Consider the following 14,033-nt stretch of genomic DNA (forward strand, 5'->3'; position numbering starts at 1 on the left):
GCGCGGGCGGGGAGGTGGGCTCAGACGGGGAAGGCGAGCTGGTCGACGAAGCGGTCGTTGAAGTCGGGACGGTCGGAGAGCTCGACATAGCGCACCTCCTCGAGCAGGGCGTCGGCCCCGGCCCGCTCGCGGGCCGAGAGCAGCACCATCTTCGCTCCCTCCCCGGCGACGTTGCCGGCCGAGACGATCCGCAGCACCGGCAGTCTCGGCACGAGGCCGATGCGCACCGCCGACCCCGGCGAGAGGTAGGACCCGAACGAGCCCGCGAGCAGCACCTGCTGGATCTCGCCCGGGTCCAGCCCGAGCTCCTCGATGAGCAGGGTCCAGCCCGTCGAGATCGCCGCCTTGGCGAACTGCAGCTCGCGCACGTCCCGCTGCGAGAGGTAGACCGAGTCCTCGGCCGCCGCTCCCGGCTCCGGGCGGTGGAGCACGAAGACCCGCTCGTTGTCCCGGACGCTGGCCATCCGGTCCGCGAGCGCCGGGGCGATCGAGGAGGCGGCGTCGTCGGGGACGAAGCGGCCGGAGGCGTCCAGCAGCCCGACCTTGACGAGCTCGGCGACCGCGTCGACGAGCCCCGAGCCGCAGAGCCCGCGCGGCTCGACGTCGCCGATGACCCCGAGCACGACGGCGCTCGCCGGGTCCTCGGCGCTCGCGTCCAGCCGCACCGTCTCGACGGCCCCGTCGGCGGCCCGCATGCCGCAGCGGATGGCGCCGCCCTCGAAGGCCGGGCCCGCCGGTGCGGCGGTGGTGACGATGGTCTCGCCGTCGGAGAGGGCGATCTCGCAGTTGGTCCCGACGTCGATGAACAGCCGGACCCGCTTGTCGCGGTCGAGCCCCGACGCGAGCATGCCCGCGACGATGTCGCCGCCGACGTACGCGCCGAGCGCCGGGAACACGACGGCGCGGGCGCCGGGGTGCAGCGCGAGGCCCAGGTCGCCGGCCCGCAGCACCGGCCAGTCGGCGGTGGACTGCACGAAGGGGGCGACCCCGAGGGGCTCGGGGTCGATGCCGAGCAGCAGCGCCGTCATCGTCGCGTTGCCGGCCAGGGCCACCTCGTAGACCTCGGCCGGGTCGACCCCGCCCTCGGCGCACACCTCGTCGGCGAGCTCGGCCAGGGTCTGCCGGGCCAGGTCGGCGAGCCGCGGCAGCGCCTCGGGGTCCATCATCGTCGCGCTGATCCGGGTGATGACGTCGCCGCCGAAGGGCTGCTGCTTGTTGAGCATCGACGCCACCGCCACCGGGGTCCCGGTCTCGAGGTCCAGCAGCGTCGCCACCACCGTCGTCGTCCCGAGGTCGTAGGCGATCGCGTGCCGGCGCGCGGTGGTGTCACCGGGCTCGACGTCGACGAGGGTCTCGTCGACGACGACCGCCGTCGCCTTGAAGTCGCTCTGCCGCAGGACCGTCGGCAGCCGCCGCAGCGCGTGCAGGTCGGGCTCCAGGGTGAGGTCGTCGACGGCGTCGCGCAGCCGGGCCAGGTCGGTGCGCTGGTCCGAGAGCGTGGGCTCGGTGAGCTCGACGTAGCGCTTCTGCACCGCCGGCCGCAGGATCACCTGTCGGCCGACCCCGACCGTCGAGGCCTTGGGCCGGGTGACGAGCGGCGGCACCTCGACGGCGAGGTCGTGGGTGGCCCGGACGAGGCAGGCGAGCCGCCAGCCGTCCTCGAGCTGCTCGGAGGTGAAGGTCCGCACGTCGTGCCGGCTGACCGGCGCCCCGGCCGCGGTGAGGCGCACCTTGCACTTGCGGCAGGTGCCGTGCCCGCCGCACGTGGAGTCGACGGCGATGCCGTTCCACGACGCGGCGTCGAACACCGACACCCCGGGCGGCACGCGCACGACGCGCTCGGCCGGGCTGAAGGACAGCGTCACCCGGCCGAGGCCGTCGGGCTGCGCCGTCGCCTCGTCGGCGACGAGCGCGGCGGGCGGCTCGATGAGCCCCTCGCGGCGCAGCCCGTCGAGGACGTCGTCGAACGGCCGGTGCGTGCCCGGGGCGTCCGTCCCGTCGCTCACGCCGTCCCGGCGGCGGCGGCCTCGGCGGCCTGCCGCGCCCGGTGGGTGCCGATCCACGACATGCCCCACTCGTCGTTGCCGAGCAGCAGGTCGGCGGCGCGCACGGCGTCGACGATCTGCGGGGTGCGGGCGTCCATGATCGCGCTCGTCATGCCGGCCGACATCGCGAGCGGCAGCCAGGCGGCGTTGATCGCGTGGCGGCCGGGCATGCCGAAGCTGACGTTCGAGGCGCCGCACGTCGTGTTGAGGCCCCAGCGCTCGCGGATCTGCCGGATGACGTCGAGGGTCACCCCGCCGACGGTCGAGTCGGCGCCGATGGGCATGGCCAGCGGGTCGATGACGATGTCCTCGACGGCGATGCCGTACTCCTCGGTGGCCACCCGGACGATCTTCTCGGTGAGGGCGATCCGCTTCTCGGCCTCCATCGGGATCTCGTCCTCGTCGTTGGGCAGCGCGACGACGGCGGCGTCGTACTTCTTCACGAGCGGGAGGATGGCCGCCATCCGGTCGTCCTCGGCGGTGATGGAGTTGACGAGCGCGCGGCCCTGGTAGGCGGCGAGCCCGGCCTCGAGGGCCTCGACGACCGAGGAGTCGATGCAGATCGGCAGGTCGGTGAGCTCCTGGACCATCCGGATGGCCTTGACGAGCAGCTCGGCCTCGTCGGTGAGGGGGACGCCCATGTTGATGTCGAGGACGTCGGCGCCGCCCGCGACCTGGGCCGCAACGTCCTTGGCCACGATGGACAGGTCGCCCTCGCGCAGCGCGGCCTGGAGGACCGGGCGGCCGGTGGGGTTGATCCGCTCGCCGATGACGCAGAACGGCTTGTCGGCGCCGATGACCACCTCCTTGGTGGCCGAGCGCAGGACGGTGTGCCGCAGCGGGGCGGTCATGCGAGCACCTTCGTCCGGCGTGCCTCGAGGAGGGCCTTGGCCCGCTTGACGGTGGCCGAGGCGTCGGCGGCGTACCCGTCGGCGCCGACGGCGTCGGCGTACTCCTGGGTCACCGGGGCACCCCCGACCATGACGATGACCTCGCCTCGCAGGCCCGCCTTCTCCAGGGCGTTGATGTTCGCCTTGAACATCGGCATCGTCGTCGTGAGGAAGGCCGAGAAGCCGACGATGTCGGGCTGGTGCTGCTCGATGGCGGCGACGAACTTCTCCGGGGCCACCTGCACGCCGAGGTCGATGACCTCGAACCCGGCGCCCTCGAGCATGATGTTCACGAGGTTCTTGCCGATGTCGTGCACGTCGCCCTTGACCGTGCCCATGAGGAACTTGCCGATCGTCTCGACGCCGGTCTCGGCCAGCAGCGGCCGCAGCACCTCCATCGAGCCGGCCATGGCGCGGCCGGCGATGAGCATCTCGGGGACGAAGAAGTCGCCGCGCTCGAACCGCGCCCCGACCTCCTCGAGCGCCGGGATGAGGGCGTCGAACAGCAGCGTGCCCGGCTGCATGTCCTGCCCGAGGGCCTGGTGGGTCAGGTCGAGCACCGCGGGGCCGTTGCCGACGAGGGTCTCGTCGTACAGCCCCTTGAGGATCTCGTCGGGGGTCATGCCGCACCTTTCTCGGGGTGGTGGTCCAGACGGGCCGAGACGGCCCGGGCGTGAGCGGCGACGAGGGCGCCGGTGGCGCGGGCCTCGTCGGCCAGGCGGAAGGTCGGCCCGGAGATGCCGAGGGCGGCGACGACCGTGCCGCGGCGGCGCACCGGGGCGCCGATGCCGGTGAGTCCGGGCTCGAGCTCGTCGACGGTGACGGCGAACCCGTCCTCCCGGACCGCGGCGAGCCGCTCCCGCAGCTGCGCCTCCCCGTGCAGGGTGTGCTCGGTGAGCCGCTCCAGGGGACCGGACGGCACGGGCAGCGCGCCGTAGGCGTAGAGGACCTGCCCCAGCGCCGAGCAGTGCGCCGGCACGTCGGTACCGACCCAGTCGCGCGAGCCGAGGTAGAAGACGGCCTCGACCTGGTGGATCTGGACGACGGTGCCGCGCCGGGCCACCCCGAGGTTCACCGTCTCGCCGGTGCGCTCGTTGAGGGCGTGCATCGTCGCGACGGCGGTCTCGACGAGCAGCTCGTCGTCGGTGCGCCGCACGGAGTACACGTCGAACAGGCCCCCCGGGACCCAGCCGCCGTCGTCGTCGCGGGCCAGCAGGTCGGCACGCTCCAGGGCCGCGAGCAGGCGTGAGGCCGTCGAGCGGGCGAGGCCGGAGCCCTCGGCGAGGTCGCCGAAGGGCACGGGGACGTCGGAGCGGACGACCCGGGCGACGAGGTCGGCGGCGCGGTCGACGGACTGGGTGCCGGTGGCGGCGGGTGTCCCCACGGACGCTCCTCCCCTCGGGTACAGGTGCCTCATGATGTGGAACACAATGTCCCACATCATGAGGCTAGGATGACGCACGTTCCGTCGTCAATCCGTTCCGCGCCTCGGGAGGCCACCGCGCATGTTCGTCAACCGGATGCCCCGCTACGAGATCCTCTCGGCCGACGCCATGGCCCAGCTCGACGCGGGCTGGCGCCGCCTGGTCACCGAGATCGGCGTCGAGTTCATGAGCGACCGCGCCCTCGACCTCTTCCGCGAGGCCGGCCAGCGGGTCGAGGAGAACACCGTCTTCCTCGACCCCGAGTTCGTCCTCGAGCAGGTCGCCAAGGCGCCGCGCGAGTTCGACCTCCAGGCCCGCAACCCCGAGCACAGCGTGCACATCGGCGGGGACACGATGGCCTTCGGCGCCGTCTACGGCCCGCCCTTCGTCCGCGAGGGCGACACCCGCCGCGACGGGACGATGGCCGACTACGAGAACTTCGCCCGGCTCTCGCAGTCCTTCTCGGTGCTGGACTCCGCGGGCGGCGTCGTCTGCGAGCCGAACGACACCCCCCTGGACTCGCGCCACCTCGACATGACCTACGCCCTGATGACGCTCACCGACAAGGTGTTCATGGGCAACGTCGTCTCCGGCACGAACGCCCGCGACGTCATCGCCATGTCCGAGATCCTCTTCGGCGGCCGCGAGGCGATCGAGCGGACGCCGGTCTCGATCAGCCTCGTCAACTGCAACAGCCCGCTGCGCTGGGACGACCGGATGCTCGACGCGCTGTTCGAGTACGCCGCGGCCGCCCAGCCGGTCGTCCTCACCCCGTTCATCCTCATGGGCGCGATGTCCCCGGTGACGATCCCGGCCGCGCTCGTCCAGCAGATGGCCGAGGCCCTGTCCGGCATCGCGCTGGCCCAGCTCATCCGCCCCGGCTGTCCCGTCGTCTTCGGCTCCTTCCTCTCCAACATCGACATGCAGTCCGGGTCGCCCACCTTCGGCACGCCGGAGTCCGGCATCGGGCTGCTGTGCACGGGGCAGATCGCCCGCCACTTCGGGCTGCCGTTCCGCACCGGCGGCGGCCTCACCTCCTCCCAGGTCCCGGACGCGCAGGCCGGCTACGAGGCGCTGATGACCCTCATGCCGACCTTCCTCGCCGGGGCCAACTGGGTCATGCACACCGCGGGGTGGCTCGAGGGCGGCCTCGTCGCCGGCTTCGAGAAGTTCGTCGTCGACTGCCAGATCGTCGAGATGCTCCAGCACGAGTTCACGCCGCTCGAGATCGACGAGGGGTCGCTGGCCTTCGACGCCCACCAGGAGGTCGGGCACGGCGGGCACTTCCTGGGCTCGATGCACACGATGGAGCGGTTCCGCACCTGCTTCTACCGGCCCTTCCTCAACTCCTCCGACAACTACGAGCGCTGGGTGCGCGGCGGCGCGCTCGACACCGCCGCCCGGGCGTCGGTCATCTGGAAGAAGCGCCTCGAGGAGTACGAGCAGCCCACCCTCGACGAGGCCGTCCGGGCCGAGCTCGAGGAGTACGTCGTCCGCCGGCGCCGCGAGCTCGGCGACTGACCGCCCTCCCCCTGTCGCGAACGTGGGTGGAGATCGTCGTCCGGAAGACGTTCTTCACCCACGCTCCGCGGTGTCCGGGGCGACGAGAGCGACCGGCCGGTGCGCCTGCGGCGCGATCCGGTACGAGGTCACCGCGCCGCTACGGGACGTCGTGAACTGCCACTGCGAGCGCTGCCGGCGCGTGACGGGGCACTTCATGGCGGCCGGCCAGGTGCGCGACGACGCCCTCGTCGTCACCGACCCCGGCGCCGTGGCGTGGTGGGAGGCCGCGCCCGGTGTGCGGTACGGGTTCTGCCCGATCTGCGGGTCGACGCTGTTCTGGCGGGCCGGGGCGCGCGGCCTGACCTCGATCGCCGCGGGCACCCTCGACCCGCCGACCGGTCTGACGACGACGACCGCCTGGTACGTCGCCGACGCCTCCGACTACCACCGCCTCGACCCCGGGCTCGTCCAGCACCGCCACGAGTGACCACGCTGCCGCGGACGTGGGTGAAGATCGCCGTCAGGACGCGGATCGTCACCCACGTTCCCGGGTCGGAGAGGGCGGAAAGGCGGGTGCGGACGGTGACGGCCGGCGCCTAGCGTCGCGGGGATGAGCGAGCACCCCGACGACGCCCGTGCGCACGCGCAGCCCGACCGCGGCCTCGCGACCGACTTCAAGGGTCTGGTTGTCCGGCGCGAACGGGTGTCCGACGCCGCCGAGCGGGCCTCCGTGCTCGACGTCGTCGACCGCGCCTTCGACGCCGACGCCCCCGGCGAGGGGGCCCGGGTCCGGGCGCTCACCGAGGCGCTGCTGGGCTCGGACGCCCACGTCGGGCTGTCGCTCGTCGCGGAGCAGGACGGCCGGGTCGTCGGACACACCCTCCTCACCCGCGGCTGGGTCGACGCGCCACGCCGCCTCGTCGAGGTGCTCGTGCTCAGCCCACTGTCCGTCGAGCCGGGGTTCCAGGGGCGCGGGACCGGGTCGGCCCTGGTCCGCGCGGCGCTCGTCGCGGCGGAGGCCGCCGGCGCGCCGGCCGTCTTCCTCGAGGGGTCGCCCGGGTACTACGGCCGGCTGGGGTTCGGGCCCGGCGCCGCCCACGGCTTCGGCCGGCCGAGCGTCCGGATCCCCGAGCCCGCGTTCCAGGTCGCCCTGCTGGCCACGCACGAGCCCTGGATGACCGGTGCGCTCGTCTACGCCGACCCGTTCTGGGCCCACGACTGCGTCGGCCTGCGCGACTGACCGGCGGGCTCCGCCGACGAAACGCGGTGGCCCGCAGAGCCGCCCGCACGGCAGCATGACCGGCATGCCGATCCCCACGCCGACGCTCGAGACCGACCGCCTCCGTCTACGGCCGTTCGCCGACGACGACACCGACGACCTCTACGCGCTGATGAGCGACCGCGAGGTGCTGCGCTACTGGGACGCCCCGCCCTGGACCGACCCCGACCGGGCGGCGCGCTTCGTCCAGGGCTGCCGGGACATGGAACGCGAGGACCTCGGCACCCGGCTCGCCGTCACCGCACGCGCGGACGGGACGTTCCTCGGCTGGTGCGGCCTCACCGACTGGGACCCGGGGTTCCGCAGCGCCGGCGTCACCTACTGTCTCGCCCGCGACGCCTGGGGCCACGGGTACGGCACCGAGGCCACCGGCGCCCTCCTGGACTGGGCCTACGCGACACTGCCGCTCAACCGGGTGCAGACCGAGGTCGACACCCGCAACCCGGCCTCGGCCCGGGTCCTGGAGAAGCTCGGGTTCGTCCGCGAGGGCACCCTGCGCGAGGACTGCGTCGTCGACGGCGAGGTGTCCGACTCCTGGGTCTACGGCCTGCTCCGCCGCGACCGCGGGTAGCGTCCACCACGCCACACCCGGGCCGCCCCTCGCCAGGTGTTGCGCCATTCGGTACGGTTGCGTCATGCGCACCAACGACCGCGACGGGGGGAGCACGGTCCAGTCCGTCGACCGGGCCGTCACCATCCTCGAGCTCCTCGCCCTCCACGGCGAGGCCGGGATCACCCAGCTGGCGCGCGAGCTCGACGTGCACAAGTCGACGGCCAGCCGGCTCGTGTCCGCCCTGGAGCGGCGCCGCCTCGTCGAGCAGGTCGAGGAGCGGGGGCGCTACCGGCTCGGCGTCGGGGTGCTCAAGCTGGCCGGGGCGACGAACGCCCGCCTCGACCTGGCCAAGGAGGCGCGGCCGGTCGTGCGACGGCTCGCGGCCGAGACCGGGGAGACGGTCAACCTCGCCGTCCTGTCCGGCGGCGCGGCCCTCTACGTCGACCAGGTGGCCGGCTCCTCGAGCCTGTCGACGTACAACTGGGTCGGCCAGCACATCCCGATCCACGCGACGAGCAACGGCAAGGTGCTCGTCAGCGAGATGGCCGGGCACGAGCTGCGTCGCACGCTCGGCGAGCTCAAGGCGTACACGCCCTCGACCATCACCGACCGCGCCGTGCTCGACGAGCAGCTGGAGGAGGTCCGCGAGCGCGGCTGGGCCATTGCCGTCGACGAGCTCGACGTCGGGCTCACCGCCGTCGCCGCCGCCGTCCGCGACGCGCACCGCGACGTCGTCGCGTCCGTGAGCGTGTCGGGTCCGACGTTCCGGTTCGGCCCCGAGCGGGTCGACCAGATCGTGCCCCTGCTGCTCGCCGCCACCGAGGAGATCAACGGGCACCTGGCCCACCAGCCGGTCCCGCACTGACCGGGCGGCGCCGACGCGCCGGAGCCCCGACACCCTGCGGACAGCGGTTGGCAGCAGGCCCGCCGTGGGTCATACTGGCGGGACCTGTTGCACGATGAGCGTCGCGTTGCGTCATTCGCACCAGCACCGCGACCCGGAAGGAACCCCAGAATGGCCGCTCTCCCCTCCTCCGCCCGCTGCGTCGTCATCGGGGCCGGCATCGTCGGGAACTCCCTCGCCTACCACCTCGCCGAGCTCGGCTGGACCGACATCGTCCAGATCGACAAGGGTCCGCTGCCCAACCCGGGCGGCTCGACCGGCCACGCGAGCAACTTCATCTTCCCCGTCGACCACTCCCGCGAGTTCGCCGACATCACCCTGGACTCGGTCCGCCAGTACAAGGAGCTCGGCGTCTTCACCGAGTCCGGCGGCTTCGAGTGCGCCCGCACCGAGGAGCGGATGGAGGAGCTGCGCCGCCGGATGAGCAGCGCCAAGGCGTGGGGCATCCCCGCCGAGCTCGTCACCCCCGAGCAGGTCGCCGAGAAGGTGCCCTTCCTCGACAAGGACGTCATCATCGGCGCCGCCTGGTTCCCCACCGTCGGCGTCGTCGACAGCCTGCGGGCCGGGACGATAATGCGCGAGCGGGCGGTCGAGAAGGGCGCGCTGACGACCGTGCCGAACGTCGAGGTCACCGGCATGCGCGTCGAGAACGGCCGGATCACCGCCGTCGAGACCGACCAGGGCACCATCGAGGCCGAGACCGTCGTCATCGCCTGCGGCGTGTGGAGCCCGAAGATCGCCCGGATGGCCGGCGCCCGCATCCCGCTGACGCCCGCGGTGCACCAGATGATCTCGGTCGGCCCCTGCGAGGTCCTCGCCGAGCGGCCCGGCGAGATCACCTTCCCGATCATCCGTGACATGGACACCTTCTGCTACGAGCGCCAGCACGGCTCGGACATGGAGGTCGGCTCCTACGCCCACCGCGCGATCCTCTGGGACCCCGAGGACATCCCGTCCATCGAGCAGTCCAAGCTCTCCCCCACCGAGATGCCCTTCACCGAGGACGACTTCGACCCGCAGCTGGAGCAGGCCCTCGAGCTCATGCCCGAGCTGCTCGGCGACGAGCGGGCCGAGATCCGCTACGCCATCAACGGCCTGCTCTCCCTCACCCCGGACGGCTACCCGATCCTCGGCGAGACCCCCGAGGTCAAGGGCCTGTGGTCCGCGGCCGCCGTCTGGATCAAGGAGGGCCCCGGAACCGCCCGCGCCGTCGCGGAGTGGATGACCCACGGCAACCCCGAGATCGACCTCGGCCACAGCGACATCGCCCGGTTCTACGACTTCCAGCGCACCCGCGCCCACGTCAAGGCCCGCACCTCCGAGGCGTTCAACAAGACCTACGGCATCGTCCACCCGGGCGAGCAGTGGAGCAGCAACCGCAACGTGCGCCTGGCCCCGATGCACGCCTCGCAGAAGGACCTCGGCGCGGTGTTCTACGAGGCCGCCGGCTGGGAGCGCCCGCACTGGTACGAGAGCAACGCCGGCCTGGTCGAGAAGTTCGGCCCCGAGCAGACGATGCCGCGCGAGCACGAGTGGGACAAGCGCTGGTGGTCCCCGGTCATCAACGCCGAGCACCTGCAGATGCGCGAGACCGCCGGGCTCATCGACCTCTCGGCGTTCGCGATCTTCGACGTCGTGGGCCCGAAGGCCCTCGAGGCCGTCCAGCGGATCATCGTCGCCCAGGCCGACGTGCGGATCGGGCGGGTCGTCTACACCCCGGTCCTCGACGAGACCGGCGGCTTCCGCTCCGACCTCACCGTCATGCGCCTCGCCCACGACCACTTCCGGGTCGTCACCGGCGGCGCGCACGGCATGGCCGACAAGAAGTGGTTCGCCGACCGGATGCCCGAGGACGGCGGCGCCGTCGTCGTCGACCACACCTCCGGCTGGACGACGATGGGCGTCTGGGGCCCGAAGGCCCGCGAGATCCTCTCCGCCGTCACCGACGCGGACATGTCGCACGAGGGCTTCCCGTTCGGCACCTGCCGCGAGATCGAGGTCGGCGCCCTGTCCGTCCTCGCCTCCCGCATCTCCTACGTCGGCGAGTACGGCTGGGAGCTGTACGTGCCGATGGAGGCGGGCGCCGCCCTGTGGGCGCGGCTGCTCGAGGCCGGCACGCCGCTCGGGATGATCCCGGTCGGCATCGGCGTCTACGGCACGACCGGCCGCATCGAGAAGGGCTACCGCGCCTACGGCTACGAGCTGGACACCGAGCGCACCCTCGTCGAGACCGGCATGTCCCGGGCGAAGTGGAAGGACGCCGACTTCATCGGCAAGGACGCCGTCCTCGCGCAGGCCGACGAGGCCCCGAAGGCCGTCCTGTGCTCGCTGACCGTCGACGACCACACCTCCGCCTCGGGGACCAAGCGCTACATGCTCGGCGGCGAGCCGATCCTCACCCGCAGCGGCGAGACGCTCACCGACGGCCACGGCCACCACCCGTACGTGACGACCGCGGGGTCGGCGCCGAGCCTGGGCAAGCACGTCCTCATGGCCTTCCTCCCGCCGGAGCAGGCCGTCGTCGGTACCGAGCTCGCCGTCTCCTACATGGAGGAGCTCTACCCGGTGACGGTGGCCGCGGCCGACGCCACGCCGCTGTTCGACCCGAGCAACGACTGCATCCGGGGCCGGGCATGACCGACGTCCTCGTCTGCGTCAAGCGGGTCCCCGACCCCACCGGCGAGGTCGTGCTCACCGACGACGGGATGCGCGTCGACGGGCGGTACGCCGGCTACACGACCTCCGCCCACGAGGAGGCCGCGGTCGCGCTGGCCGTCCAGGTGGCCGAGGCGTCCGGTGGCACGGTGACCGTGCTGTCGGTGGGCTCGCAGGAGAGCATCGAGCAGATCCGCGCCGGCATCGCCGTCGGCGCCACCGACGGCATCCTCGTCGAGGCCGACGCCGACGCCCTCGGCCCGGTCGACGTCGCGTCCGCGATCGCCGAGGCGGTCGCGGCCCGGCAGGACGCCGGGACCACCTACGGCCTCGTCCTGCTCGGCAACGACGCCGCCGACACCGGCGACTTCCAGGTCGGGATCCGGCTGGCCTACCTCCTGGAGCGGCCGGTGGTCGCCGGCGCCCAGACCGTCGAGACCGACGGCGGGACCGCCACCGTGCGCGCCGAGGGGCCGGAGGGGACCGAGGTCTACGAGCTGCCGCTGCCCGCCGTCGTCACCGTCCTCGAGGGCGGGGTCTCCCCGAAGTACCCGAGCGTCGTCGGCCGGATGAAGGCCAAGAAGGCGGCGGTCGAGACCATGACCTGGTCCGGCACGGCGGCCGGCGCGGGGCGTGAGGGGCTCACGGTCCCCGAGCCGCCGCCGAGCGAGGTCACCGTCATCGGCGAGGGACCGGCCGCCGCGCCGGGCCTCGTCGCCGTCCTCAAGGAGCTCAAGGTGGTGCACGGATGAGCGTGCTCGTCCTCGTCGAGACCGAGGAGGGACGGGTCTCGCTCGTCTCCCGCGAGGCCCTGAGCTTCGCCCGGTCGCTGGGCGCCGGCGACCTCCACGCCGTCGTCGTCGGCCCGGCGTCGGAGTCGGTCGTCACCGACTGCCGCGGCGCCGGCGTCGCCGTCGTCCACGAGGCGTCCGACCCGGCGCTGGAGCGGTACGCCGCCGCGGCCTGGGCCGCGGTCGTCGAGGCCGCCGGACGCGCCGCCCGCGCCGACCTCGTCGTCGCCGGCGGAACCGGCCGCGGCAACGAGGTGCTCGCGCACGTCGCCGCCCGGCGGGGCCTGCGGATGGCGGCCAACGTCGTGTCCGTCGAGTCGCTGAACCCTCTCGTCGTCCAGCGGCAGGTCGTCGGCGGAGCGGCCCTGGAACGGGCCACCGTGCCCAGCCGGGTGCGACTGCTGACGATGGCCGGCCACGCCGTCGAGCCGACCGCCGCCGACTCGCCCGGCGAGGCCCGGGTGTCCCCGCTGCCGGTCACGGTCGACCCCCAGGACCTGCGCGCGCAGGTCGTCCGCCTCGAGAAGCGCGAGAGCGCGGACACCTCCGGGCTCCAGGCGGCCAAGGTCGTCGTCGGCGCCGGTCGTGGCGCCGGTGGGCCGGACGGGTTCGCCGCGGTCGACGCCCTGGCCGAGCGCCTCGGCGGTGCCGTCGGGGTCTCGCGGGTCGTCACCTCGCTCGGCTGGCGTCCGCACCACGAGCAGGTCGGGCAGACCGGCTCGCGGATCGCGCCGGACCTCTACCTGGCCTGCGGCATCTCCGGGTCGATCCAGCACTGGGCCGGGTGCGCGTCGAGCCGCACGATCATCGCCGTGAACACCGACGCCGACGCCCCGATGGTCACGAAGGCCGACTACGCCGTCATCGGCGACATGCACGAGGTGCTGCCGGCCGTGCTCGAGGAGCTCGGCTGACGTCGTGACCCCCCGGCGGCGCTCAGTCGTCCTCGAGCGCGGCCCAGTCGGAGCGCTCGGGGGCGGCCGCCCGCCCCTCGGGGCAGTGCGCCCGCAGGTCGCACCAGCCGCACAGCGGCCCGGTGACGACCGGGAACAGCTCGGACCCCGTGCCGTGGCGGGCGAAGTCGGCGTCGGCCCTGCGGGCGTCGCGCATGATCGAGCGGGCGCGCTCGACGTGCCGGCCGATGGACTCCGCGGTGTGCTCGTGGACGGCGACGGTGCCGGTCGGGACGTGGTGCAGCTCGACCCGGCGCACGGGGCGGCGGAACATCTTCCACACCGCGGCGGCGTAGAGGGCGAGCGGCAGCGACGTGCGCGCGTCGTCGTCGGTGGGGACCGAGCGCGAGGTCTTGTAGTCGACGACGACGAGCTCGCCGTCGCGGTCGTCGAGCCGGTCGACCCGGCCCTGGAGGCGCAGGTCGTCGCTGAGCAGCGACACGGTGCGCTCGATGCCGACCGGGCGGGCGACCGGGCCCGCGTCGCGCAGGTAGGCGGTGACGGCCTCGCGCATCCGCTCGCGCCAGCGACGGGACTGTTCGGCGTCGCGGAAGCCGACGTCGATCCAGGCGCGGTCGACCAGGCGCGCGGCGTCCTCGGGCGTCGGGCGCGGCAGGTCCCACCAGTCGCGCAGCGCGTTGTGGACGGCGATGCCGACCGAGGTGTGCGCCCGCGGGCGGCGCTTCTCGGGGCTCGGCCGGTCGAGGTACTGCATGCGGTAGCGCCGCGGGCAGTCCAGGAAGGCCAGCAGCTTGCTCGGGCTGCCGCCCCACAGCGGCTCGGGCATGCCGGGGAGGGCCGCCTGCCGCGGCGCCGCCTGCTCCCCCGTCGTCGTCACCGCACCGACGGTAACCGCTCCATCCGACACCGCGGGGCAGCCCTCCACAGGGCGCGTCGCGGGTGACAGACTCGAGGACACCATGGCCATCTCCTCCTTCGACCTGTTCTCGGTCGGCATCGGCCCGTCCTCCTCGCACACCGTCGGCCCGATGCGGGCGGCGTTCACCTTCGTCGAGGGCCTGAGGTCCGACGGACT

Annotated in this window: 14 protein-coding genes; 9 read left to right on the forward strand and 5 right to left on the reverse strand. The window is 73.3% G+C overall.

The annotated features are described in order from the left end of the window. Positions 1–20: 20 nt before the first annotated feature. From EPD83_RS02575 to EPD83_RS02590, 4 genes are read right to left on the reverse strand one after another with little or no spacing between them, the layout of a single operon-like run. Entirely contained in the window at positions 21–2,006 is a 1,986-nt protein-coding gene (locus EPD83_RS02575) for an ASKHA domain-containing protein (protein ID WP_235950302.1), read from the reverse strand. Beyond that, positions 2,003–2,896, reverse strand: coding sequence for a dihydropteroate synthase (locus EPD83_RS02580; protein ID WP_128365869.1), 894 nt, complete (start codon positions 2,894–2,896; stop codon positions 2,003–2,005). Before EPD83_RS02580 ends, EPD83_RS02575 begins: the two co-directional genes overlap by 4 nt. Beyond that, positions 2,893–3,558 carry a corrinoid protein gene (locus EPD83_RS02585; protein ID WP_128365868.1) on the reverse strand — a complete coding sequence of 222 codons (666 nt, stop codon included), beginning with the start codon at positions 3,556–3,558 and terminating at the stop codon, positions 2,893–2,895. The genes EPD83_RS02580 and EPD83_RS02585 overlap by 4 nt, the downstream gene beginning before the upstream one ends. After that, positions 3,555–4,319: an IclR family transcriptional regulator gene (locus EPD83_RS02590; RefSeq protein ID WP_165566170.1), complete on the reverse strand. Its 765-nt coding sequence runs from the start codon at positions 4,317–4,319 to the stop codon at positions 3,555–3,557. Before EPD83_RS02590 ends, EPD83_RS02585 begins: the two co-directional genes overlap by 4 nt. A 121-nt stretch (positions 4,320–4,440) precedes the next feature. Here EPD83_RS02590 and EPD83_RS02595 point away from each other — a divergent pair, with 121 nt between their 5' ends. The 8 genes from EPD83_RS02595 to EPD83_RS02630 all read left to right on the forward strand — a co-directional run bounded on the left by EPD83_RS02595 (position 4,441) and on the right by EPD83_RS02630 (position 12,958). Beyond that, on the forward strand, positions 4,441–5,880 hold the full coding sequence (locus tag EPD83_RS02595) for a trimethylamine methyltransferase family protein (RefSeq protein ID WP_165566171.1): 1,440 nt from the start codon (positions 4,441–4,443) through the stop codon (positions 5,878–5,880). Between the two features lie 70 nt (positions 5,881–5,950). Next, positions 5,951–6,349 carry a GFA family protein gene (locus tag EPD83_RS02600; RefSeq protein ID WP_456107188.1) on the forward strand — a complete coding sequence of 133 codons (399 nt, stop codon included), beginning with the start codon at positions 5,951–5,953 and terminating at the stop codon, positions 6,347–6,349. Positions 6,350–6,472: 123 nt separating this feature from the next. Continuing rightward, on the forward strand, positions 6,473–7,102 hold the full coding sequence (locus tag EPD83_RS02605; protein WP_165566173.1) for a GNAT family N-acetyltransferase: 630 nt from the start codon (positions 6,473–6,475) through the stop codon (positions 7,100–7,102). 64 nt (positions 7,103–7,166) lie between these two features. Continuing rightward, complete coding sequence (locus tag EPD83_RS02610) at positions 7,167–7,712, forward strand: GNAT family N-acetyltransferase (protein ID WP_235950304.1); 546 nt, start codon at positions 7,167–7,169, stop codon at positions 7,710–7,712. Between the two features lie 64 nt (positions 7,713–7,776). Then, positions 7,777–8,559: an IclR family transcriptional regulator gene (locus EPD83_RS02615; RefSeq protein ID WP_128366520.1), complete on the forward strand. Its 783-nt coding sequence runs from the start codon at positions 7,777–7,779 to the stop codon at positions 8,557–8,559. A gap of 150 nt (positions 8,560–8,709) precedes the next feature. Beyond that, positions 8,710–11,235, forward strand: a complete 2,526-nt coding sequence (locus tag EPD83_RS02620; protein ID WP_128366521.1) for a GcvT family protein — start codon at positions 8,710–8,712, stop codon at positions 11,233–11,235. Beyond that, positions 11,232–12,005: an electron transfer flavoprotein subunit beta/FixA family protein gene (locus tag EPD83_RS02625; protein ID WP_128366522.1), complete on the forward strand. Its 774-nt coding sequence runs from the start codon at positions 11,232–11,234 to the stop codon at positions 12,003–12,005. The genes EPD83_RS02620 and EPD83_RS02625 overlap by 4 nt, the downstream gene beginning before the upstream one ends. Beyond that, complete coding sequence (locus EPD83_RS02630; RefSeq protein WP_128366523.1) at positions 12,002–12,958, forward strand: electron transfer flavoprotein subunit alpha/FixB family protein; 957 nt, start codon at positions 12,002–12,004, stop codon at positions 12,956–12,958. The genes EPD83_RS02625 and EPD83_RS02630 overlap by 4 nt, the downstream gene beginning before the upstream one ends. Positions 12,959–12,980: 22 nt before the next feature. Here the strand turns inward: EPD83_RS02630 and EPD83_RS02635 are convergent, their stop codons facing one another. Next, positions 12,981–13,835: a RecB family exonuclease gene (locus EPD83_RS02635; protein ID WP_235950305.1), complete on the reverse strand. Its 855-nt coding sequence runs from the start codon at positions 13,833–13,835 to the stop codon at positions 12,981–12,983. An 82-nt stretch (positions 13,836–13,917) separates the two neighbouring features. On the opposite strand from EPD83_RS02635, the gene EPD83_RS02640 reads away from it, so the two are divergent. After that, a partial coding sequence (locus EPD83_RS02640) for a serine dehydratase beta chain (RefSeq protein ID WP_164896331.1) occupies positions 13,918–14,033 on the forward strand: 116 nt, incomplete at its 3' end.

It is taken from the genome of Phycicoccus flavus (assembly GCF_004025965.2).
Taxonomy (GTDB): domain Bacteria; phylum Actinomycetota; class Actinomycetes; order Actinomycetales; family Dermatophilaceae; genus Phycicoccus; species Phycicoccus flavus.

Bases quoted from the DNA above. Each gene is read 5' to 3' on its own strand.
- EPD83_RS02580 (WP_128365869.1), bottom strand. From the start codon at position 2,896: ATGACCGCCCCGCTGCGGCACACCGTCCTGCGCTCGGCCACCAAGGAG.
- EPD83_RS02585 (WP_128365868.1), bottom strand. From the start codon at position 3,558: ATGACCCCCGACGAGATCCTCAAGGGGCTGTACGACGAGACCCTCGTC.
- EPD83_RS02595 (WP_165566171.1), top strand. From the start codon at position 4,441: ATGTTCGTCAACCGGATGCCCCGCTACGAGATCCTCTCGGCCGACGCC.
- EPD83_RS02605 (WP_165566173.1), top strand. From the start codon at position 6,473: ATGAGCGAGCACCCCGACGACGCCCGTGCGCACGCGCAGCCCGACCGC.
- EPD83_RS02610 (WP_235950304.1), top strand. From the start codon at position 7,167: ATGCCGATCCCCACGCCGACGCTCGAGACCGACCGCCTCCGTCTACGG.
- EPD83_RS02615 (WP_128366520.1), top strand. From the start codon at position 7,777: ATGCGCACCAACGACCGCGACGGGGGGAGCACGGTCCAGTCCGTCGAC.
- EPD83_RS02620 (WP_128366521.1), top strand. From the start codon at position 8,710: ATGGCCGCTCTCCCCTCCTCCGCCCGCTGCGTCGTCATCGGGGCCGGC.
- EPD83_RS02625 (WP_128366522.1), top strand. From the start codon at position 11,232: ATGACCGACGTCCTCGTCTGCGTCAAGCGGGTCCCCGACCCCACCGGC.
- EPD83_RS02630 (WP_128366523.1), top strand. From the start codon at position 12,002: ATGAGCGTGCTCGTCCTCGTCGAGACCGAGGAGGGACGGGTCTCGCTC.